Here is a 21274-nt window from a genome sequence, read left to right as displayed (position 1 = left end):
ACCTCTAAATTGTTCTTCGCAGGTGTGCTTTTAAAGAGGTCAGGATTTCATAGCTTATTGTGCCCGCATACTTGGCAACTTCGCGTGCATCATTAAAAATCAGGAGTTCTTCTTTGTCTGTCAAAAAAGAACTGTTGTCCATAGAAATTCTACCCGCTATTTTAATGCCCTCAGGCGTTATAAAATTGTGCGAACAGCTTCTTAAAAAACCATCACCATACCCAAAATCATAATTTGTCACGCTGCAAGAGGCCTTTGCCTCAAAAGCTGCTCCATAACCGACACAGTCTCCTTTTTGAAGCTTTCTTGAAGAGATCTTTTTTGCATATACAGACAAAACAGGTGCCAATTCGTTTACATGTAAGCCTTTTACATGTAAAGCATTCGGCAATTCCAGACAACCATAGGCTGCGATGCCTACACGCGCCATATCTTCATCAAAATCATTTGTGCGAAAGAGTGCGGCAGAATTACACGAATGAAACTCTAAAGGAGCAAAATCATACTTTTTTGCCAACACCTTTGCTTCTTTTTTCACCTGTTGAAAATTTTTGTTTTGCAAATCAAAATATTCATTCTCTTCATCAGCGCAAGAGTGGTGTGTAAAAACAGCTTCAAGTTTGAGTCCTTGTTTTGCACATAATACAAAGGCTTCTTCGAGTTCATCCATCAAAATACCGTTACGACACATTCCCGTATCTACTTTAAGTTGTACTTTTGTGTTTTTTGCAAATTTGAGAATTGCCTGCAAATCATTAATCGTATATCTTATTTTTTCATTTGACTCCTGTGCAAAATCTGCCAAAACCAAAATATACTCAAAAAAGCTCTCAATCTGTTTTGCTTCTTCAAAGGTGCGTACCACTGCTTTTGTTATGCCGTACTCTTTTGCCATCCGTGCGATTTGCAAAAGTCCGTGCCCGTAGGCATTATCTTTCAAAACCAGCGCTGTTTTATCTTTTGTTTTAGTTAGTTTGGTAATAATATCAAGATTGTTAAAAAAATGATTTTTATCTAATGCGATGTAAGCCATAGGAGAATTATACACAATGAAAGAGAAAAAAAGGCTAATTGCCGAATTTGAAGAACAAAGTTTTACCCAAATTATATTTCCCCATGCAGATACAGACTGGACAGACTACCTTGAAGATGCACAAAACACCTTTGTCAGCATCATCAATGCCATCAGAAAATATCAAAAATGCCTTGTTGTCGCCTATGACACAGATGCGGTAAAAAAATATTTTTCAGATACAGACAATCTTGAATTTGTACACTGTGTCACAGATGACACCTGGGCAAGAGACTGTTCTGCTTTATCTGTTGAAACAGCCAATAAAACCGCTTTGCTTGATTTTTCTTTTAACGGCTGGGGCAACAAATTTGATGCCAAAATGGACAATCTGATGACGCAAAAAATTGCGCACAAATACCTGCCATGCAAGGTTGAAAAAATTGATTTTGTTCTTGAAGGCGGTGCAGTTGAGAGCAATGGTGCAGGTATCCTTTTAACAACCGCTGCATGTATGCTTAACAAAAACCGCAATCCCCAATTCACTGCCAAAGAAATTACAAAAAAACTCCAAGAATTTTTCGACGCAGAACAGATTTTATATCTGCATCACGGCTACCTGGCTGGAGACGATACAGATTCCCACATAGACACCCTTGCAAGATTTACAGATGAAAACACCATTATGTATGTAAAATGCGATGATACCAATGACGAACATTATCATGAGCTCAAACTTATGGAAGAAGAGCTGCAACACTTGGCAAAAACGCATGATTTTAAGCTTGTTTCACTTCCGATGTGTGATGCGATTTATTTTGAAAAAGAGAGGCTGCCCGCGACTTATGCCAATTTTCTTTTTGTCAACGGTGCCGTTTTAGTACCGGTTTACGGTGTTTCACAAGATAAGGAAGCACTTGCAATTTTTAAAAAAACGTTTCCAGACAGAGACGTTGTAGCCATAGACTGCTCTGTTCTAATCCGTCAGCACGGCTCACTGCACTGCGTAACAATGAACTTTTGCGTATCAGTTCAGCTTTTTAAAAACCCAAACACTTTAGTCGGCACTGAAGTACCGATTCCGATTAAATAGCGTTACGGAACCCGTACTTTGTAGTGCGGGCTGTGTGTCATACAAGCCATCTCTGCAAGACAAAGCCTTTACTGCAGCATCGCCATCCCGCTCATAATCAAATAGGTCGCGAGACCAAACCCCGCTGCTATTAAAATCGTCCGTTTTATTTTTTCTTTTGTACTCATAGTGCAATTTTAGCAAAAAATTAACACTTTTGTAACACTTCTTTTTGTATCATAAATTAAATAATTTCTTAAAATTATTCTTTAAATATATATTTAAAAAGGGTACACCATGAAAAGAACAATTACACTCTCTTTATTAGTCTTCTCCTCTTTGTATGCATCAGAAATTGAACTTGCACCAATCAGTGTAGAATCCACAACACTCACAGAAGTCGCACAAAATGCGCAGGTTTCTGCTGATGTCGCACAAGCGCTCGCTGATTCAGTTCCAAGCATAGACATGAGTCGCAGAAGCGGTATTGCCAATGACATCTTCATCCGCGGTCAAAAACGCGACAATATTTCCGTAGAAGTTGACGGTACAAAAATCTATGGAGCCTGTCCAAACAGAATGGATCCTCCGGTTTCACACATTGTAGCCAACCAGATTGATTCTATCGAAATAATCACAGGACCATATGATGTAACAACATACGGCAATTTAAGCGGTGGCGTGAAGATAAAAACAAAACAACCTACAAAAGATTTCAAAGCATCTGTTAATCTTGGTTTTGGTTCATGGAATTATAAAAAATTTGGTGCAAGTGCAAGCGGTGGCAATGATTTTATCCGTATGACTGCAACAGTTTCAACTGAATCCTCTGATCAGTATCATGACGGAAACGGTGACTCTTTAGCACAGCAGATTGACAAATACCAAGCAGCAAATTCTGCAACACTGGTTGGGTCCAAAGACCCAAGACTCCAACCTGCTTATTATGATATGCCTGCATACACAAAAAAAAGTGCCATGGCCAAAGCCTTTATCACAACTGCAAAAGATCAAGAACTTCGTTTAAGTGTCACAGCAAACAGAAGTGAGAATGTATTGTATGCAAACTCCAAAATGGATGCACTCTATGATGACTCAAATATATACTCAGTGGAATATAATATTGACAATGTAGCCAAAGGGTACAAAAATATCAATTTGCAATATTACCACTCTGATGTTGACCATCCAATGGGAACAAATTACAGAAACTCTTCTCTTGCAACAGGAAATATTAAAAACTGGCTGACAACAAATCTTGACGGTATCAAACTAAAAAACAGTTTTAACATCAACTCCTACAAACTTCTTATCGGTCTTGATGCTAGTAACAGAAAATGGAATGGACATTATGAGAAAAATGATTCAGCAGCACTCATAGGGTACAAGAAAAGTATCGACAATGCAGTAACAAAAAACACAGCACTCTTTGCAAAACTTGACAAAAATTTTGGTGCATTCAACCTTTCTCTTGGAACCAGAGTTGATGACACTATCATAACAAACGACAGCTATCAAGACAACGATTATCACTCGGTAGGTGCAAATATTCTTGGAACATATAATCTCAATCAAGAGAATAAAATCTTCTTTGGTATCGGACAAGCTTATCGTGTACCAGATGCCAGAGAACTTTACTTCTTCAGTTCTATGGGTAATCTTGTCGGAACCCCTGACCTTAAAAATGTCAGAAATCAAGAAGTTGATTTAGGATACGAAATCAATAATGACAGTTTCGAGTTTAAAATCAAAACTTTTTACTCAAAACTTAAAGATTATATCTACATCCAAAAAGGTGTAGCCGTAAATGCATTTCAAAATATTGACGCATATATTTATGGCGGAGAAGCCAGCGCATCTGTTTATCTGAGTGATGACATCTCCTTAGATATGAGTGCAGCCTATAAACGCGGGAAAAAAGATGCTCCCCTTGCAGGACAAACAAACACAAACCTGGCGGATATAGCACCGCTTGAGGGGAAAATTGCTCTTAACTATGAATATGCAAACCGTTCTATGGCAACAATTGACACTATGATGCGTAAACGCTGGACACAGATAGATGATGAAAACGGTGAACAGGTTCTAGCCGGCTGGGCAATACTCAATGCAAAAATAAAACATGCTGTCAGTAAAAAATTCGACTTCACTGTAGGGATGAATAATATACTCAACAAAACCTATGCAAGAAGCAATACATATGCAGACTTGGTACTTATTTCAGGTGGTACAACTGATGTTATGCTTATGAATGAACCGGGGCGTTACTTCTACACAAATTTGGATTTTAAATTTTAGGTACCTCATCCTGAGGTACTAACACTGCGCTAACACTTTTGTATTATACTTTTGAAAATTAAGGACAAAAGGATTCTACTCTATGCAAACAAAATATTTAAAAACACTTCTTAGCATATCTACTGTTGCAGCGACACTTCTTTTAAGTGGCTGCGGTTCATCATCTGACAGTACTGCTACAGCCACATCTCTCACTGCAAGCGGGCAGCTTGTTGACAGTTTTGTCGCTGATGTCAACTATACATGTAGTGACGGTACAACAGGTGTGACTGATGAAAACGGCTCATTTACATGTACTGCACTTCCAGTAACGTTCAGTGTTGAAACACTTGAACTTGGAACAATCGACACACTTCCACAGGATGCTATGGTTTTTCCGCAAGATTTGACAGATGTAAACAGAACAGATCTCAATAACAGTGAAGTCATCGCAATTGCAGAATTTTTGCAGTCATGCGACGACAACAACAACGCAAATGATGGTATTCGTATTCAGGCACAGGTACGCGAACAGCTTCGTCAAAGAGCACATGAAAAACTAACAGCAGAAAATCTTGATGCAATTGCTGCAGATTTAAACCTTACACTTGTCGACCAAGAAACAGCAATCCAACACCTTACCCAAACAACAGATTATGTCCAAAGTGTCATTTCGGCTCATGGATATTCAAGAAACTCAGCCGCACATCAGGGTAATGGAATTTCAGATACCGCTACTATGCAGACACAAACAACATCAGCAGTAACACAGGCACTGCTTTCACCTGCTTCTACTCTTACGCAAGAGGCAAAAGATACTCTGGCATATATGGGAAATGAAGAGCGTTTGGCACATGATATCTATTTGACACTCTATAATTACCACCTTGAGAGCGGAATCGAAATTAAAACACTCTACAATATCGCAACAAATTCTGAGACAGTCCATACAACAGATATGCAACTTTTGATTAAAAAATATATCACTTCTTTAGATGAGTTTACCAATGTAGATGCAGCTCAAAATCTTCCGGATGCGAATTTAAGCTATTTAGATATGAGTGTAAGTGAATTACCGGCAGGACAATACAACATTCAGGCTATCCAAAATCTTTATGACACACTCGTAGCAAAAGGAAAACAGTCTCAACAAGATGCACTTGAAGTCGGATGTATGGTAGAGGTGACAGATATCAACGATCTTGATGAGGATATCGCCATTGCACAGGATTCAAATGCAAGCGATGTTGTCACCGTATTTAACTTTTTAAGAGACGGTAGTTATACACATTACTGGGCATTTGATACGGCACTCAAAAATATAGGTGTAACACAGGGGTGTGCAGTCATTGGTGAAGAATACAATCATCCTGAGTACCCACAAGACACAGCATCTGCAACAGGAAACGGTCATCAATACGGACGACAGTAAAAAACTTCCTAAGCCCTTTTTTACCTAAAAAGGGCTAAAATCCAACCATGATAAAAAGATACCCAACTAAAAAAATATTTGTCGGTGATGTACCCGTCGGTGGTGATGCTCCTGTCTCCGTGCAGTCTATGACCTACTCGGACACACACAATGTTGCAGCAACGGTTGAGCAGATAAACCGCCTGCACTTTGCAGGAGCGGACATTGTCCGCGTTGCCGTTCCTGATATGGAAGACGCCCTTGCACTCAAAGCCATCAAAGCACAGATTTCTCTGCCGCTTGTTGCAGACATACACTTTAACTATAAACTTGCCCTCATTGCAGCCGAATCTGTTGACTGCATCCGTTTCAACCCCGGAAATATCAGCGATAAAAGCAAAATAAGAGAGATAGTAAAAGCCTGTCAGGAACGAAATCTTCCTATTCGCATCGGTGTCAATGCGGGGAGTCTCGAAAAAGAGTTTGATGACAAATACGGTCCGACGGCAGAAGCAATGGTCGCTTCGGCAGAGTACAACATAAAGTACCTTGAAGACTTGGGTTTTGATGACATTAAAATATCGCTCAAAGCAAGCGATGTGCAAAGAACGGTTGAAGCCTACAGAATGCTGCGTCCAAAGAACCACTATCCGTTTCATTTGGGTGTAACAGAGGCGGGAACAATTTTTCATGCTACCGTGAAAAGTGCCATAGGCTTGGGAACACTTTTGCTTGAGGGTATCGGCGATACTATGCGTGTCTCCATCACCGGCGAACTGGAAGAAGAGATCAAAGTCGGCCGTGCCATTTTAAAAGACAGCGGCGTGGCAAAAGAGGGCTTAAACATCATCTCCTGCCCGACCTGCGGACGCATTGAAGCCGATTTGGTCTCAGCAGTCGCCGAAATAGAAAAAAGAACAGCCCATATAAAAACGCCGCTGGATGTAAGTGTCATGGGCTGTGTCGTCAATGCCATAGGCGAAGCAAAACATGCAGATGTTGCCATAGCCTACGGCAAAGGCAAAGGACTTGTCATGGTAAAAGGCGAAGTGGTTGCCAATTTGGATGAAAAAGAACTTGTCGACAGGTTTGTCAGCGAAGTGGAAGATATGGCTAAAAGGTCATAAACCTTTGATATAAATTATGCTAGAATATGTTTAATACACAAAGGATGTTGCGTTATGACAAAAGAGTATATTTTAAACTTTTTAAAGAACAATAAACAACTTTTAAAAGAAAAATATAATGTCACTAAAATCGGACTGTTTGGAAGCTATGCACGTGATGAGGCAGAAGAAGCAAGTGACATCGACTTAGCTATTGAAACATCTAAAAAAGATTTTTTTATCAAATCTGATTTACAATATTTTTTAGAAGATACTTTCGGCACAAAAATAGATATAGGCTATTTAGACAGTATGAGAGAGTTTTATAGACGCCGTGTTGAAAAAGAGATACTTTATGTCTAAAAAAAGAGATGTTGAACTCTTTGTACTCGATATATTTATTGCTATATTTAAAATAAAAGCATATTCTTCCAACTTTTCATCAGCACAAGAATTATTACATGATTCTCTGCATTGGGATGCTACTATAAGACAATTAGAAATTATTGGTGAAGCCATTAAAAACCTACTTCAAACAAAACAGTTCCATCAATCTTCACCAAAATATTTTAGACAAATCATAGATTTTAGGAATATAGTTGCTCATGGTTATTTTGGTATTGATGAAGAAGAAGTTTGGAACGTTTTACAAGACAAAATTACTCCACTTCATGATGACCTAAAACAAATAACTATAAATATTTATAATTTAGGTGAAGCTTTCGACACTACTATTAACTATGATCTGAAAAATAGAGATGAAAAACTAAAAACATATTTAAAAAATTTACAAAAAGAATTAAACAATGCAAGATAACCTCTACAACCTCGCTTTTGAACGTTCCGTATTAAGTTCCATAGTCTTTGAGCCGAGTCAGTTTGATGAACTGAGTGTCATACTGAAAAAAGATGATTTTTACCTGCCTGCTCATCAGGATATTTTTGCTGCAATGCTTACACTTTTGCAAAAAGACCAGCCAATCGATGAAGAGTTTATAAAAAAAGAGCTCATGAAGGCAAAAAAATTTGACGAACAGGTTTTGCTTGAAATTCTCTCTGCCAACCCTATTTCAAATACCAAAGCCTATGTTGATGAAATCAAAGACAAATCACTCAAACGCCATCTGCTGACACTCACGACCGAGATAAAAAGAGTGACTGTAGAAGAAGAACTGCCATCTGTAGAAGTCGTTGACATCGTAGAGAAAAAACTCTATGAAATCACCCAGGACAACCAGACAAGCGATTTTAAAGACTCTCCAAAAATGACCTTTGATACTATGGAATACATCAAAGAGATGAAAGCACGAGGAAACTCCGTACTCGTCGGTGTCGATACAGGCTTTAAAGAACTGAACAAAATGACAACAGGATTTGGCAAGGGAGACCTGGTTATCATCGCTGCACGGCCTGCGATGGGAAAATGCCTTGGACGAGGTACAAAAGTTTTAATGTATGACGGAACACTCAAAAATGTCGAAGATATTCAAGTCGGTGAACAGCTTATGGGTGATGATTCGACACCGCGAAATGTCCTCTCTCTTGCTCGGGGCAGAGAAAAGATGTACTGGGTACGGCAAAATAAAGGAATTGATTACCGTGTAAATGAGAGTCATATACTTTCACTTAAACGCAGCAGAAATGAAAGCAAGCACAAGCATGGAGATATTTTAAATATCCCTGTCAAAGAGTACATTCAAAAATCAAATAAATTTCATTCCAATTACAAAGGCTACAAAGTAGCCGTAGAATTTCCTAAGCAAAAACTCCATATAGAACCTTATTTTCTGGGAATATGGTTGGGCGACGGAACAAGCAGTAATGTTGCTATTGCGACACAAGACAAAGAAGTCGTCAATTATTTAAAAGATTATGCCAAAAAATTAGATCTTCAAGTGACAAAACAGCATAACAATAAAGAAAAATGTCCTATGTATGCAATAACTTCAGGCAAACGCGGTGTTTCAAAATTTTCAGACAATTCGCTGCAAAAAAAACTAAGAGAATTAGGCGTGTTAAATTCTAAACATATTCCGCATCAATATCTGAAAAATTCACAAAAAAACAGGTTGGAACTTTTAGCCGGACTCATAGACAGTGACGGATACTATGATAATAAATTTCATGTTTTTGAAATTGTGCAAAAAGATGAAAAGCTCGCCCGTCAAATTAAATTTTTGGCAGATTCGCTTGGATTTCGTGTTTCTATTAAAACAAAAAAAGCCAAAATTAAAAAAATCAATTATGAATGTGATGTATACAGAATAAGAATTGTCGGTCATTTAGACAAAGTCCCGACAAAAATTGCCAGAAAACAAGCAAGAAAGCTCCTCTCAAAACGGGAACACCTCCATACAGGCATTCGAGTCGAATATGACAAAGTAGATGATTATTATGGATTTACAATAGACGGAAACCATCTTTTTTTATTGGAAGACATGACGGTCACACATAACACTTCTTTTATACTCAACACCGTTAACTCTCTCATACTCCAAGGCAAGGGAGTAGCCTTTTTCTCGCTTGAAATGCCGGCTGAACAGTTGATGCTGCGTCTGCTTTCTATTCAGACCTCCATTCCTTTGCAGAAGCTTCGTGTAGGGGACATGAATGATGACCAGTGGTCCAATCTTAACGGTGCCATAGACAGAATGAATGACGCAAAACTCTTTGTCGATGACCAGGGAAGTTTAAATATCAACCAGCTCCGCTCAAAACTCAGAAAACTCAAAAATCAGCATCCCGAAATTGAGATAGCCGTCATTGATTACCTGCAGATTATGCAGGGAATCGGCTCGCAGGACAGACACCTGCAGGTCTCAGAAATTTCGCGTGGACTCAAAATGCTCGCGCGTGAGCTTGAAATGCCAATAGTTGCACTCTCTCAGCTTAACCGTGGGCTTGAGAGTCGTAACGACAAACGTCCGATGCTCAGCGATATTCGTGAATCTGGTTCAATAGAGCAGGATGCCGACATTATTTTATTTGTTTATCGTGATGATGTCTATCTCTACAAAGAAGAAAAAGAGCGTGAAAAAGCCGCGAAGGCAGAGGGCAAAGAGTTTACCTCAACCTACGTGGAAAAAGAGGAAGAGGATGCCGAAATCATCATCGGCAAACAAAGAAACGGTCCGACAGGACATGTCAAACTCATCTTTCAAAAAAAGCTTACCCGTTTTGTGGACGCGCCGGGCTATGCACAGGGGGTTGAGACCGTCTATGAAAATGTAGATACAAAATCGGCCAATATCGAGATGCCACAGGTAGAGATGCCCTCTATCTAAATGCAAATAATTGAGAAAGTCACACTTTTTAGTGCAAAAAGAGATTACTTTCTCTTTGTGGGACTTATGCTCATGCTTCTTAGTTTTTCCTTCTCTTATGAGTACTACAAATACAAACAGCTCACAAAATTTGATTCCCAACTTTCTGACGTCACAGTTGTAAAAGCCTACAATAAAACAAAGTTGACAAAAAATGGAAAGATAAAAAGCTATAAAATTTTAAAACTCAGGAGTGATGACGGATTTGTTTTTTATACAACCGCAAAGAAAAATCTTCACAACCTTCAAAACAAACGCTTACATGTAGAACTGTGGGCGGGGAACATCAGCTTCAAAGAGTATCTCAAAGGTTTTTTTGCCTTTAGCAAAATACTCAAAATTTATAAAAAGCCTACTTTCAAACAAAAAACGGCCTCATTTATAGATGCACAGCACGCAAGCAGTGAAATTGCCAAACTCTACAAGGCACTGTTTTTGGCACTTCCCCTCCCAACATCTATACAGACACAGTTTTCCAACCTCGGTATTTCACACCTCATCGCCATCAGCGGTTTTCATTTGGGTGTTTTAGCTACTCTTTTGTTTTTTCTGTTTAAATACCCTTATAAATTTTTGCAAAACAGATACTTTCCCTACAGAAGCTACAAAAGAGACAGTTTTTTCTTTATCAGCCTGGTTTTGCTTGGCTATTTGCTCTTTTTGGGTTCACCGCCCTCACTGCTGAGAGCCTATGTAATGCTTGTCGTCGGTTTTGTATTGTATGACAGAGGCATGCAAATCATCTCGATGCAGACACTCCTGCTTACCGTGCTTTTGATTCTTGCACTTTTTCCAAAACTTCTGCTCAGTATAGGTTTTTGGCTTTCGGTAAGTGGCGTTTTTTACATCTTTTTATTTCTGCTGCATTGTAAGGAGTGCAGTAAGCTTACACAGTTTCTGCTCCTGCCGTTTTGGGTTTACTTGATGATGCTTCCTTTTTCTATGGCAATATTTGGCAACTTCAGCCTGTATCATCCCCTTTCAATTCTCTGGACAACACTTTTTACGCTCTTTTACCCCTTGGCAATTGCATTACATGTAATGGGCCTGGGAAATCTTTTAGATGCACCTCTAAGTTATCTCTTACATGTAAACGCACATGCCCTGCAACACACACTTGCAAAAGTTTATCTTATTGCAGAAATTGTGCTTTCACTCGCAGCCGTATTTAGCAAAAAGGCACTCTATGCCTTACTCGGCTATACGCTGCTTCTTTTTGTATATTTCATCTATAATGTGGCATAGTTTCAAACCATACAAAAAGATAATCCACGAAACATAAATCCACAAAAACAAAAACATCAAAATAGCAAAGGAACCGTACATTGTTGTGTAGGATTGGTTTAAAAAGACATAGTAGATAAAAGCATTTTTACTGACACTGAAAATTACAGAGACAATAAAAGAACTGATAAGTGAAGCTTTTGGATTTATTTTTGCATTGGCGGCAATTTGAAATATCAAAAAGAAAAGTCCCCAAATGATGATGTAGGGAACCAGAGGCAAAATATTAAGCCCTGAAGTCAAAGAATTTGAAGCCATAAGCGCGGCAATGTAGCCTGTAATATAAAAAGAGATGCCAAGTGCAACAGGCGTAAGTGTCAAAAGTGTCCAGTAGGTCGTAATGCTCTCCCACAAAGTTCTTGGTTTTGCATGAAAAATTCTGTTGGCAATGTATTCAAAATTTTTAAAAAACAAAAGAGAAGAGACTAAGATTGCCACAAATCCTATGGCTCCCATTTTAGAAGCGTTTTGTAAAAATCCGTTTATCTGAAACATAACCGTGTCCGAATTCACAGGCATCAAATTGGAAAATATAAAGCCCTGAATTTTTTCATAATAATCGGCAAAAGAGGGCAAGGCAGTCAAAATAGCCATCACAATCAACAAAAGAGGAATAATGGTAAAAATCGTATAAAAGCTCAAACTTGCCGCAAAAAGTGTGAGCTCTTTATCAATAAAAGAGCTGACAAACAGTTGAACAGGCTTAAAGTATTTTGTCAGCTTTTCATTCATGACCTATTAGTCAAGCCCCATTTTTGCAGGATTTAAAATATTGTTCGGATCAAATGCTTTTTTGATGGATTTAAAAAGTGCCATCTCCGCATCTGTAAACGCCATTTTCATGTACGGTGCTTTTGCAAGCCCTATTCCATGCTCACCAGAGAGTGTTCCGCCCAAATCAATTGTTGCCTGAAACACCTCTTCTATGGCTTTATAGGCAATTTTTACCTGCTCAGGGTCGCTGCCGTCAACCATGACATTTGTATGCACATTTCCGTCACCCGTATGTCCGAAACACGGGATTTTGACATTGTATTTGTCCGCTATTGCATAAAATCTCTCTAGCAGTTCCGGCAGTGCCGAACGGGGCACTGTTACATCTTCATTGAGTTTTTTACTGCCGTAAATGCTGAGTGACGGCGAAGCATTTCGACGGGCAAACCAGATGTCTGCCGCCTCTTTGTCATCTTTTGCCACTTTAAAGTCACTGCATCCGTTTTCACGGAATACTTTTTCAATCTGTGCAAGTTGAAAATCCAGATCATCTTCAAGATTGCCGTCAACATCCGTAACAAGCAAAGCGCCCGCATCAACCGGCAGACCTTTATGAAAGGTCTCCTCCACGGCTCGAATCGTCAAATTGTCCAAAAACTCCATGGCAACCGGAGTAATACCGCTTGCCATTGTTTTGTAAACTGCTTCCATTGCCTCATTGACAGTCGGAAAGATTCCCATTGCCGTTTTTGTCATTTTCGGTTTTGGGATGAGTTTGAGCGTGATTTCTGTAAGCACTGCCAAGGTGCCTTCACTCGCGATCAATATCCCGCTTATGTTATACCCTGCCACATCTTTGATGGTTCTTTTTCCTGCTTTTATCACATCACCGTTTGGCAAAACAGCCCGTGTTGCCATGACGTAATCTTTTGTGATTCCATACTTTGCAGCACGCATTCCGCCGGCATTTTCACTCACATTTCCACCGATGGTAGAATAATCCTGACTCGCAGGATCCGGCGGATAAAACAGCCCTACCTCTTCTACTCTCTTTTGCAGGTCCATATTGATCACACCGGGCTGAACAATGGCGACCATATTTTTCATATCTATTTCAAGAATTTTGTTCATATGTTTTTCCATTGCCAGGACAATTCCGCCTTTGCTTGGAAGTGCTCCGCCCGTAAAACCGGAACCGGCACCGCGCGGTACTATAATGATCTGATGTTCATTACAGTACTTGAGTATTTCGCTGACATCTGTTTCATTTCTCGGAAAAATAACCGCATCGGGCTCAAAATGTTCCCGTGTCGCATCATACGAATAGGCAAGCAGATGTGCCTTGTCGCTGTAAATATTCTCTTCTCCTACAATATTTGTAAAATGTTGTAAATGTATTTTATCTATCATCTTATTTTCCTGTTTCAAATTCATCAAGTAAATAATGCAAAGAAGCATCACCGTTTTTTATAATATTATAAAGCTCTTTGTTCGTTTTGTTGTTTGCAACCAACAGTTCATAATAGTGTGGCGCATAACTTTTGAGTCTCGAACTCCCCGCTCCCCACCATGCAGCATCAATGTTGTTGACACGCGTATAAAAAGGAAGATGTACCTTGTCCTGCTTGAGTTTTGCATCACTGATACTCAGGATTTTAAAACTTTTGATGTCGAGCGTATATACTTTTTGATTGAGATATATAAAAAGCAATCCTACGCTGCCGGCATCTGCCATCGCTTCAAAGTCCTCTTTCAAAGGTGTCGGATGTCCCCGAAAAGAAAGAACCGTTGCAAAAAGATCCGGATGAATCCATTGTGTCTGCACACTCTTGGCAATTCTATAATAAATCTCTTCATTGGGAGCGATAAGCAGTGAACGGGAGTAGCCAAATGCCAACTCGACCGTATCACCCACTTGCACTTGCCATTTTCCGTGAGGCAGTGCACTGTTTTGCAGAGCAGTAAATGCACTCATTTTGATTGTTGCCGTCTTTGTTTGTGCATTAAAACTCTGCACAACAGCATTTTTAACAATGGCACTGTGTTCAGGGCTAATGTGATGTACAACAAAACCGCTGACACCGACATCAATTTTGTCTGTTTTTATTGTTGCAGTTTCATTTTGATTATCAACTGAGATTACAGGTGATTTTATAACAGCGCCAAAAACTTCCAACGCAAGTATCGTGAATAAAAGTATATATTTCATGTTTCTTCTTTGATTTTTTGTTTATGATTATATCAAACAAACCTCAGACTAAGCCAAAATTTGATAATCTTTGCAAATTATTTATTCTAGGCTTATATTTATGATACGATTTTTCATATTTTTTTTACTGATTACCTCCTCTTTTGCTGCCCATGTGGACAGATACCGGTGGAATAACGGAGAAACCTATCTGGATTTTTTACAAAATCACAATCTTCCGTTGCGACCGCTCTACTACAATCTTGACAAGGATGACCAAAGACTCACAGAGGAGATGCGTGCAGGCATTCATTATCAGATTTTAAAAGATGACAAAGAAGAGATAGAACAGATTTTACTGCCTTTGAATGATGAACTGCAAATCCATATATACAAAGATGACAAAAGCTACAAATTTGAAGCCATTCCCATTATAAGCACAACAAAAACAGAAGCTTTTTACACAACAATAACAAGTTCACCGATGTACAATATTTTAAAAGAAACAGGTTCCAAAAAACTGGCACAAATTTTTGTTGCCAGTTTCAAACACTCATTAAACTTTAAAAACGACATTCGCAAAGGCGATGAACTTGTCATGATTTATGAACAAAAATATCGTCTGGGAGAGCCTTTTTCCATGCCTGCTTTAAAAGTCGCCATGATAGAGATGCACCATAAAAAACACTTTATCTACCTCAACAGTGACGGACGTTATTATGATGAAAAAGCCCATGAGGTCGAAGGATTTTTACTGGCCCGTCCGGTAAGGGGAGCCAGAATATCTTCTTATTTTACAAAAAGGAGATGGCACCCTGTACTGCATAAATGGAAGGCACATTTGGGCGTTGACTATGCTGCAAGACGCGGAACACCGGTTATTGCAGCGGGCAGAGGTGTCATTGTATGGGCTTCAAGAATGGGAAGCTATGGAAATTTGATAAAAATACGCCATGCTGACGGCTATGAAACACGCTATGCCCACTTAAAATCATTCCGCAGGGGTATTCACAGGGGCAAACGTGTAAAAAAAGGGCAGACTATAGGCTATGTCGGCTCTACAGGCCGCTCTACCGGACCACATCTGCATTTTGAACTCAGGAAAAGAGGACGTGCAATCAACCCGCTCAGAGTTGTACAGGTAACGACCAAAAAGCTCAAAGGCAAAGCAAAAAAAGCATTTTTACGATTAAAGAAAAACTATGATGAAAGTGTCAATCTTCACCTCAACAACAAAACAGCCTATAAAAAACGCCCGCCTTTTGAAAACATGTCCTATATTCATCTTTTAAAGGAAAAAAGCAATGGGTAAAATAACTTCCATAAAAGAGCTCAAAGAACCAAATTTTGTCAAACCGGTGGAAATAAACTACACACAAAACGGCAAAGAAAAAAGATGGGAAGCCGTACTTTCGCATGACAGTGTTGCCATACTGCTCTATCACACACAAAAAGATGCCTTTGTGCTTGTCAAACAGCTTCGCGCTACCGTGCTTAACAAAAATCAAAACAACGGTTACATGTATGAACTCTGTGCCGGCATTGTTGACAAAGAGTGTTCCATAGAGCAAATAGCCAAAGAGGAAATTTTGGAAGAGTGCGGATATGATCTGCCTGTGCAAAATCTGGAAAAAATCAGTGCTTTTTACACCAGTGTCGGCATATCGGGGACCTATCAGACACTCTACTATGCCGAAATTGACGAACATATGAAAATAAATGAAGGCGGTGGTCTTGAAGAGGAAGAAATCGAGGTCATTTACATCCCCGTATCTGAAGCAAAAAAGTTTATGTTTGATGAACGCTATCAAAAAACAACCGGTGTTTCTTTGGCTTTTTACTGGTTTTTTGATACAAAAAAGTCGGCACTACAGAAAAAAATTTAGTTTTTTTCCAAGTCATGCTTTAGCATAGAAAGTACCGATTCCGTAGTCATCCTCCCTCTCCAAACCCAAACTTCAGTCTGGGCTGTGCGGCATGAGAGTTCAAAAGATGAAGCAAAGACATCAGTCGGCACTGAAGTACCGATTCCGGGGTCATTCTTCCTCTCGGCATCGAGGCTTCAGTCTCAATGCCATTAAGTTAAGCGGCTTTTTCGGAACCCGTACTTCAGTGCGGACTTTGTGTCTTTCAAGACTAAGGCCTAGGTTCCAAAAGAATATCGAACTTTTTTCTTAACTTAATGGTATTGAGACTTTAGTCTTGGTTTTACTGCATTACAGCCAAAAATCCTTCGTATGAACTACCCAAACTCTATGGGGTCCATATCTATTTCTGCCAAAGCCACTTTAGCTTTTTTTACTGCTTTTATGATATCGGTGCTTTTATCAGCCCGCAAAAGTATCTCAAATCTGTACTTGTTCGCCACTTTTTCTATGGCACATTTTTTTGCACCGACAATTTCCACACCTTTACATGTAAGCAGATTTTCATGCATTTTTCGCATCTGTTCTTGTGCTTTTGCTCCGTTTTTATGGGCAAACAAAATACGACACAGTTTTTTATAAGGCGGGTAAAGTTCTTTTCTGAAAACCTTTTCTTCTTCCAAAAAATCTTCATATTTTTCTATATATGCTTTGAAAAAATCTTCATTGAAAGTCTGCACAATGACCTTTGCATCTTTTGCCCGTCCGCTTCGTCCGGCTACCTGAATCAAAGAAGCAAGCGCTTTTTCCCGCGCACGGTAATCACCCATGTTCAGCATGTTGTCCATACCCAAAACCACAGCCAAAGTGACTCCGTGATAATCATGCCCTTTTGAGAGCATTTGAGTGCCGACAAGAATATCACTCTCTTTGTCATTAAAACGCTTTAATGCTTTTTTGAGTTTATTCGCGGTTGTGATGACATCTCTGTCAAACTGTTCTATTTTTGTTTCTGGAAAAATTTCACTTAAAATTTTTGCCGCTTCTGCCGTTCCAAGTCTAGAACTGGACAAATTCTGACTGTGACACTCCGGACAGACTTGCGGTATAGCCTGCGTAAAATTACAATAGTGGCATTTAAGTGCGCGTGAATGCTGATGTACGCTCATACCGACACTGCAAAAGGCACATTTTACAGTATGCCCGCAGTCTTGACACTGCAAATATTTAAAATTGGCACGTGTGGGCAAAAAGACAATGGACTGCTCTTTTTTTTCAATAACTTCTTGCAAATTTTTCAGAATCAAAGGCGAAAGAGTTTCCGCACTTTTTTCATATATAAATTTTTTATCTGCACTGAAATGTCCCCCTTTGAGCCTAAAATGAGGAAATTTCACATAAGAGGTCAAAGAGGGTGTCGCACTGCCAAGCACTACGGGAACAGCATATAATTTTCCCATATATATGGCCAGATCTCTTGCATTGTATCGCGGTCTTGAAGATGACTTATAACTCTCATCATGCTCCTCATCTACAACAATGAGTCCCAGATTTTTGACAGGCAAAAAAAGAGCTGAACGGGCACCTGCAATGATTTTTGCTTCACCTGCATATATTTTTTCCAGTGCTTTTTTCTTTGCCAATGGGGTGAGTTTTGAATGCCACATCACAAAATCTTCACCAAAATGTTCTTTGAGACGTTTGGACATCTGCGGTGTCAGAGAGATTTCAGGCATTAAAAAGATGGATGTTTTTTCTTCTTGAATCATCTGTTCAAAGTATTTCATATAGACTTCTGTTTTTCCGCTGCCTGTATCGCCGAAAAGAAGGGAGACTTTGTGTTGTTTTAAGAAGGTGAGTGCTTTTTCCTGTTTTGATGAAAGTATAATTTTTGAGGTACTTTTTATGTTCTTATGACGTACAGCCCAGACTGAAGTCTGGGTTCCGAGGGCTGCGGCCTCAGTTTCATTTGCATCCGAAACCGGTACTTCAGTGCCGGCTGATGTTTTTGCTTTATTTCTTTGGCTATCATGACACACAGCCCACGCTAAAGCATGGGTTCCAAGAGAGAATGCCGGTACTTCTGTCTGTCTTCCAAGAGAAAATGACTCCGGAACCGGTATTTCAGTGCCGGCTGATTTATGCGGCAATATTAAAGCCAAAGCATCTCCGAGTGAGCAGATATAATAAGAGGCTATAAACTTTGCCAAAATGAGCTGTTTGTCTGAAAAACAAAATGCACTCACTTCCAAAATTTCATGTGTTTTAAAATCAGGCTGTTTACATGTAGCAATAACAACACCGTTGACTACTCTGTTTCTTACATGTACGCTGACACGGGTGCCGATTTCTATCTCTTGTTCTGAGTGATAGGTAAACTCACCAAGCGGTGAACCTATGAGTGCTATATTGTAGTAATTTATACGCAAATTTAAAAAGATTTATTTACACTATATGATATAGTACTAACTATCAATTTCGATTATTTGTTTTGTTCCGTATATTATTGTAGCTGCAAAAAGAACTGCTACTGCTACAATTGCAATTGTTGCCAAATCCATTTTATAAATCCTTTAATCTTTTTATATTCGAATGAATACTCCGTGATATTATAATAAATAAAGTCAAAAGAGAATTGTTATATTATTGGAAACATACAACCTTGATACACCTGCACCCAGTGTTAATATAATAGCGACTAGAATATTCAAATAACTCTTCAGTGCGCCAATATGCTCTTTTATCTCATCTATTTTAGCCATACTTAATTATACTCGAATTTCGATTAATTATTTAGTCTACAAGTTTATCGCAAATTGTATCTTGACCGGTATTTAAATCAAATCTACCTGTTGTAGGGCTATAGGTAAACGCACAATCTTTACCGCCGATTTTGTAGACATAATGCAAATAAGGCGGAGCATCGTCTGTTGTACTCCAATGTCCGTCAGTATCGCCGGCAGTTACACCGTACATCAGCAACTCTCTTGTTCCGTTTCCGTCAAAAAGAGTTGTACTGTTTTGACTCAAACCCGATATATAATCCGGATCGCCTTGAATAATATGTGCCTGTCTGTCTGTAATTATAGCAGAGCGTATAGAGGCAATATCTGCACGTCCTTTGCTTATCTGGGCATCTGTTCTTGTTGCAGCAAACTTGGGAATGGCAATACTTGCCAAGATACCCAACACAACAATGACAAAGACAAGCTCTATCATTGTAAAAGCGTTTTGCAACGAGTGCCCTTGGGCTGCCTGTTTTGATTTTTTCATAAACATATAACCTTTTTTCAATAAGTAACAGATGTTCCACGGAGTTTCATTGGGTATTGCGTGGCATCTATAGCACTTTGCAGTGCTGTACAGAGTGTATCACTGTTTGGGTTGCCAAAGAGAATTGTTAAATTATCATCATTTGGACCTGTCTGTATCTGTATTGTAGCACAATCATTCACAGAACCCACTTGAATAACTGCTTTTTTATCGGCTACAGAAATAATAGCTTCTCCTGTATTTTCCAAAGAAGATATAGCATTGGACATTACAGACAAATTATTTTCAGTTTTTGCTTTACTCATTGCATACGAAGCAATTTCAGATGCCCCTGTCATTATATTCATTGCTATTTTAGAGACTTCAGCATCATCTCTGGTTGCAGCCAGCCTCGGAAGTGCAACAGCTGCCAAAATACCTAAAATAACAATGACAAAAACCAATTCAATCATTGTAAAAGCGCTGTGAAAAGAATGTCTCTGAAATCTATTTTTCATCACTATTTATTCCTTAATAATATAAAAAAACTGGATTTGTTTATAATATCATAATTTTTATTATTTTAGTTTTAAAGTTTGGAGAGATTCTATAACTTAGATAGGTAATGGAATAAGAGCTTAAAGAAAATAAAAATATTTTACAGAAATTCCCAACTCATAAATTGAGAATATCTGCAATATTAATCAGTAGTAAATATTAATATACTATATTAGTACCACCGAATTGATGTGTCCCATTTAAATCTTTGGCCTCAACCGCAGTCTTTACATTAGCACAATAAGTTCCACCAGCACCAGTATAAGTTACTGTAATATTACCATCAGTTGCTGAAGTCCCCGTAGAAACACTATAACATTTAAGTTGCGTACAAGATGCTGAACTATTATCTTCTGTTCCTGTTGCTGTATAAGCATTACCCGCATCATTTATACATGTAGCAATATTTGTAAGCTCCGTTGAAGCTTTCGCATCATCACGCGTAGCTGCAAGCTTTGGAATGGCAACTGCTGCCAAAATACCTAAAATAACGATAACGAAGATCAATTCGATCATTGTAAAACCAGCTCTTTTCATAAGAACTCCTTATATTTTTAAAAATTGGATTACACTAGTAATCTTAGTAAACATTATGGACCTATTTTCATTAAAGTTTGCTTAATCTGATTGTTTTCAATTTAAACGAGGCATTGCCCGCACTAAAGTACGGATTCCGGGAGGGAATGATTTAAGAACCGGTATTGTAATGCCGGCTGATAAAATATTTGGAATAAAAGTTGCTTATTATCTGTTATTACATGTAAACAAGGAGTCATTGATGAGCATTGAAATTTCCAAAACCCATTCTCTTTTAACGAAAGCGATGGACTATCGTGTTGCACGTCAGGATATGATAGCATCAAATATTGCCAATGCGGACACGCCTTATTACAAACCGAGGGATATCAGTTTTGAAGATGCTTTGATTGCACAAAAAAATGCCCTGTATCAGGATAATGCACATCAGTTGAAAATGGCTCGTACCAATGCCAATCATTTGGCACCAAAAGAAGAAACAAGCCAGATAAAACCGACACTCTTTTTCAGAGACGGGCATATGGCTCGCAATGACGGCAACTCTGTCGATATAGATGTAGAAACAACCGAAATGAGCAAGAACTCCATTATGTTTAATGCCATTGTCATGGCAGCCAAAAAAGATGCAGGCATTTTCAAAAGTGTCATAGATGCTTCAGCAAAAGTAAATTAAGG

The 21274-nt window shown here is 38.9% G+C and carries 20 protein-coding genes; 11 read left to right on the top strand and 9 right to left on the bottom strand.

Annotated elements, in window-relative coordinates; genetic code table 11:
- Positions 1-4 precede the first annotated feature (4 nt).
- A complete protein-coding gene (locus ACM66U_RS01760) occupies positions 5-1033 on the bottom strand; it encodes an alanine racemase (RefSeq protein WP_418640984.1) in 1029 nt (342 codons plus the stop codon).
- A gap of 16 nt (positions 1034-1049) precedes the next feature.
- On the opposite strand from ACM66U_RS01760, the gene ACM66U_RS01755 reads away from it, so the two are divergent.
- From ACM66U_RS01755 to ACM66U_RS01720, 8 genes are all read left to right on the top strand, one after another.
- Positions 1050-2105: an agmatine deiminase family protein gene (locus ACM66U_RS01755; protein ID WP_418640983.1), complete on the top strand. Its 1056-nt coding sequence runs from the start codon at positions 1050-1052 to the stop codon at positions 2103-2105.
- Between the two features lie 276 nt (positions 2106-2381).
- Positions 2382-4382: a TonB-dependent receptor domain-containing protein gene (locus ACM66U_RS01750; protein ID WP_418640982.1), complete on the top strand. Its 2001-nt coding sequence runs from the start codon at positions 2382-2384 to the stop codon at positions 4380-4382.
- Between the two features lie 82 nt (positions 4383-4464).
- Entirely contained in the window at positions 4465-5793 is a 1329-nt protein-coding gene (locus ACM66U_RS01745) for a DUF2202 domain-containing protein (RefSeq protein ID WP_418640981.1), read from the top strand.
- Between the two features lie 47 nt (positions 5794-5840).
- Positions 5841-6899 (top strand): flavodoxin-dependent (E)-4-hydroxy-3-methylbut-2-enyl-diphosphate synthase, encoded by a 1059-nt coding sequence (ispG, locus tag ACM66U_RS01740; RefSeq protein ID WP_418640980.1) that lies wholly within the window; start codon positions 5841-5843, stop codon positions 6897-6899.
- Positions 6900-6953: 54 nt separating this feature from the next.
- A complete protein-coding gene (locus ACM66U_RS01735) occupies positions 6954-7241 on the top strand; it encodes a nucleotidyltransferase family protein (RefSeq protein WP_151901124.1) in 288 nt (95 codons plus the stop codon).
- On the top strand, positions 7234-7695 hold the full coding sequence (locus tag ACM66U_RS01730; RefSeq protein WP_151901125.1) for a DUF86 domain-containing protein: 462 nt from the start codon (positions 7234-7236) through the stop codon (positions 7693-7695). Before ACM66U_RS01735 ends, ACM66U_RS01730 begins: the two co-directional genes overlap by 8 nt.
- Positions 7685-10162: a replicative DNA helicase gene (dnaB, locus tag ACM66U_RS01725; RefSeq protein ID WP_418640979.1), complete on the top strand. Its 2478-nt coding sequence runs from the start codon at positions 7685-7687 to the stop codon at positions 10160-10162. The genes ACM66U_RS01730 and dnaB overlap by 11 nt, the downstream gene beginning before the upstream one ends.
- Positions 10163-11446 carry a ComEC/Rec2 family competence protein gene (locus ACM66U_RS01720; RefSeq protein WP_418640978.1) on the top strand — a complete coding sequence of 428 codons (1284 nt, stop codon included), beginning with the start codon at positions 10163-10165 and terminating at the stop codon, positions 11444-11446. It begins immediately after the preceding gene.
- Here ACM66U_RS01720 and ACM66U_RS01715 read toward each other — a convergent pair.
- The 3 genes from ACM66U_RS01715 to ACM66U_RS01705 are packed head-to-tail and all read right to left on the bottom strand — an operon-like array spanning position 11393 to position 14408.
- Positions 11393-12217, bottom strand: a complete 825-nt coding sequence (locus tag ACM66U_RS01715; protein ID WP_418640977.1) for a YihY family inner membrane protein — start codon at positions 12215-12217, stop codon at positions 11393-11395. The two genes, ACM66U_RS01720 and ACM66U_RS01715, sit on opposite strands and share 54 nt — an antisense overlap.
- Positions 12218-12223: 6 nt before the next feature.
- Complete coding sequence (locus tag ACM66U_RS01710; RefSeq protein ID WP_151901129.1) at positions 12224-13609, bottom strand: FAD-linked oxidase C-terminal domain-containing protein; 1386 nt, start codon at positions 13607-13609, stop codon at positions 12224-12226.
- Position 13610: 1 nt separating this feature from the next.
- Positions 13611-14408 carry a plasminogen-binding N-terminal domain-containing protein gene (locus ACM66U_RS01705; RefSeq protein ID WP_151901130.1) on the bottom strand — a complete coding sequence of 266 codons (798 nt, stop codon included), beginning with the start codon at positions 14406-14408 and terminating at the stop codon, positions 13611-13613.
- Between the two features lie 100 nt (positions 14409-14508).
- Between ACM66U_RS01705 and ACM66U_RS01700 the strand changes: the two genes are divergently transcribed.
- The gene (locus tag ACM66U_RS01700; RefSeq protein WP_418640976.1) at positions 14509-15699 is read left to right on the top strand and encodes a peptidoglycan DD-metalloendopeptidase family protein; all 1191 of its coding nucleotides are present in this window, start codon (positions 14509-14511) and stop codon (positions 15697-15699) included.
- Positions 15692-16273 carry an NUDIX domain-containing protein gene (locus ACM66U_RS01695; protein ID WP_151901132.1) on the top strand — a complete coding sequence of 194 codons (582 nt, stop codon included), beginning with the start codon at positions 15692-15694 and terminating at the stop codon, positions 16271-16273. The genes ACM66U_RS01700 and ACM66U_RS01695 overlap by 8 nt, the downstream gene beginning before the upstream one ends.
- A gap of 356 nt (positions 16274-16629) precedes the next feature.
- Here ACM66U_RS01695 and ACM66U_RS01690 read toward each other — a convergent pair whose 3' ends face one another.
- From ACM66U_RS01690 to ACM66U_RS01670, 5 genes are all read right to left on the bottom strand, one after another.
- Positions 16630-18681, bottom strand: a complete 2052-nt coding sequence (locus tag ACM66U_RS01690) for a primosomal protein N' (protein ID WP_418640975.1) — start codon at positions 18679-18681, stop codon at positions 16630-16632.
- A gap of 195 nt (positions 18682-18876) precedes the next feature.
- Positions 18877-19014 (bottom strand): hypothetical protein, encoded by a 138-nt coding sequence (locus tag ACM66U_RS01685; RefSeq protein ID WP_188109986.1) that lies wholly within the window; start codon positions 19012-19014, stop codon positions 18877-18879.
- 31 nt (positions 19015-19045) lie between these two features.
- The gene (locus ACM66U_RS01680) at positions 19046-19525 is read right to left on the bottom strand and encodes a type II secretion system protein (RefSeq protein WP_151901133.1); all 480 of its coding nucleotides are present in this window, start codon (positions 19523-19525) and stop codon (positions 19046-19048) included.
- A 17-nt stretch (positions 19526-19542) separates the two neighbouring features.
- The gene (locus ACM66U_RS01675) at positions 19543-20022 is read right to left on the bottom strand and encodes a type II secretion system protein (protein ID WP_151901134.1); all 480 of its coding nucleotides are present in this window, start codon (positions 20020-20022) and stop codon (positions 19543-19545) included.
- Between the two features lie 199 nt (positions 20023-20221).
- Positions 20222-20599: a type II secretion system protein gene (locus tag ACM66U_RS01670; RefSeq protein ID WP_151901135.1), complete on the bottom strand. Its 378-nt coding sequence runs from the start codon at positions 20597-20599 to the stop codon at positions 20222-20224.
- A gap of 241 nt (positions 20600-20840) precedes the next feature.
- Between ACM66U_RS01670 and flgB the strand changes: the two genes are divergently transcribed.
- Positions 20841-21272, top strand: coding sequence for a flagellar basal body rod protein FlgB (gene flgB / locus ACM66U_RS01665; RefSeq protein ID WP_418640974.1), 432 nt, complete (start codon positions 20841-20843; stop codon positions 21270-21272).
- Positions 21273-21274 lie beyond the last annotated feature (2 nt).

The organism is Sulfurimonas sp. ST-27 (assembly GCF_048081595.1).
Taxonomy (GTDB): Bacteria; Campylobacterota; Campylobacteria; order Campylobacterales; family Sulfurimonadaceae; genus Sulfurimonas; species Sulfurimonas hydrogeniphila.
This window is presented reverse-complemented; position numbering and strand designations above follow the sequence as displayed.

Bases quoted from the DNA above. Each gene is read 5' to 3' on its own strand.
- ACM66U_RS01695 (WP_151901132.1), top strand. From the start codon at position 15,692: ATGGGTAAAATAACTTCCATAAAAGAGCTCAAAGAACCAAATTTTGTC.
- flgB (WP_418640974.1), top strand. From the start codon at position 20,841: ATGAGCATTGAAATTTCCAAAACCCATTCTCTTTTAACGAAAGCGATG.
- ACM66U_RS01760 (WP_418640984.1), bottom strand. From the start codon at position 1,033: ATGGCTTACATCGCATTAGATAAAAATCATTTTTTTAACAATCTTGAT.
- ACM66U_RS01705 (WP_151901130.1), bottom strand. From the start codon at position 14,408: ATGAAATATATACTTTTATTCACGATACTTGCGTTGGAAGTTTTTGGC.
- ACM66U_RS01675 (WP_151901134.1), bottom strand. From the start codon at position 20,022: ATGAAAAATAGATTTCAGAGACATTCTTTTCACAGCGCTTTTACAATG.
- ACM66U_RS01715 (WP_418640977.1), bottom strand. From the start codon at position 12,217: ATGAATGAAAAGCTGACAAAATACTTTAAGCCTGTTCAACTGTTTGTC.
- ispG (WP_418640980.1), top strand. From the start codon at position 5,841: ATGATAAAAAGATACCCAACTAAAAAAATATTTGTCGGTGATGTACCC.
- ACM66U_RS01745 (WP_418640981.1), top strand. From the start codon at position 4,465: ATGCAAACAAAATATTTAAAAACACTTCTTAGCATATCTACTGTTGCA.
- ACM66U_RS01710 (WP_151901129.1), bottom strand. From the start codon at position 13,609: ATGATAGATAAAATACATTTACAACATTTTACAAATATTGTAGGAGAA.
- ACM66U_RS01755 (WP_418640983.1), top strand. From the start codon at position 1,050: ATGAAAGAGAAAAAAAGGCTAATTGCCGAATTTGAAGAACAAAGTTTT.
- ACM66U_RS01720 (WP_418640978.1), top strand. From the start codon at position 10,163: ATGCAAATAATTGAGAAAGTCACACTTTTTAGTGCAAAAAGAGATTAC.
- ACM66U_RS01680 (WP_151901133.1), bottom strand. From the start codon at position 19,525: ATGAAAAAATCAAAACAGGCAGCCCAAGGGCACTCGTTGCAAAACGCT.
- ACM66U_RS01735 (WP_151901124.1), top strand. From the start codon at position 6,954: ATGACAAAAGAGTATATTTTAAACTTTTTAAAGAACAATAAACAACTT.
- dnaB (WP_418640979.1), top strand. From the start codon at position 7,685: ATGCAAGATAACCTCTACAACCTCGCTTTTGAACGTTCCGTATTAAGT.
- ACM66U_RS01750 (WP_418640982.1), top strand. From the start codon at position 2,382: ATGAAAAGAACAATTACACTCTCTTTATTAGTCTTCTCCTCTTTGTAT.
- ACM66U_RS01730 (WP_151901125.1), top strand. From the start codon at position 7,234: ATGTCTAAAAAAAGAGATGTTGAACTCTTTGTACTCGATATATTTATT.
- ACM66U_RS01700 (WP_418640976.1), top strand. From the start codon at position 14,509: ATGATACGATTTTTCATATTTTTTTTACTGATTACCTCCTCTTTTGCT.
- ACM66U_RS01670 (WP_151901135.1), bottom strand. From the start codon at position 20,599: ATGAAAAGAGCTGGTTTTACAATGATCGAATTGATCTTCGTTATCGTT.
- ACM66U_RS01685 (WP_188109986.1), bottom strand. From the start codon at position 19,014: ATGGCTAAAATAGATGAGATAAAAGAGCATATTGGCGCACTGAAGAGT.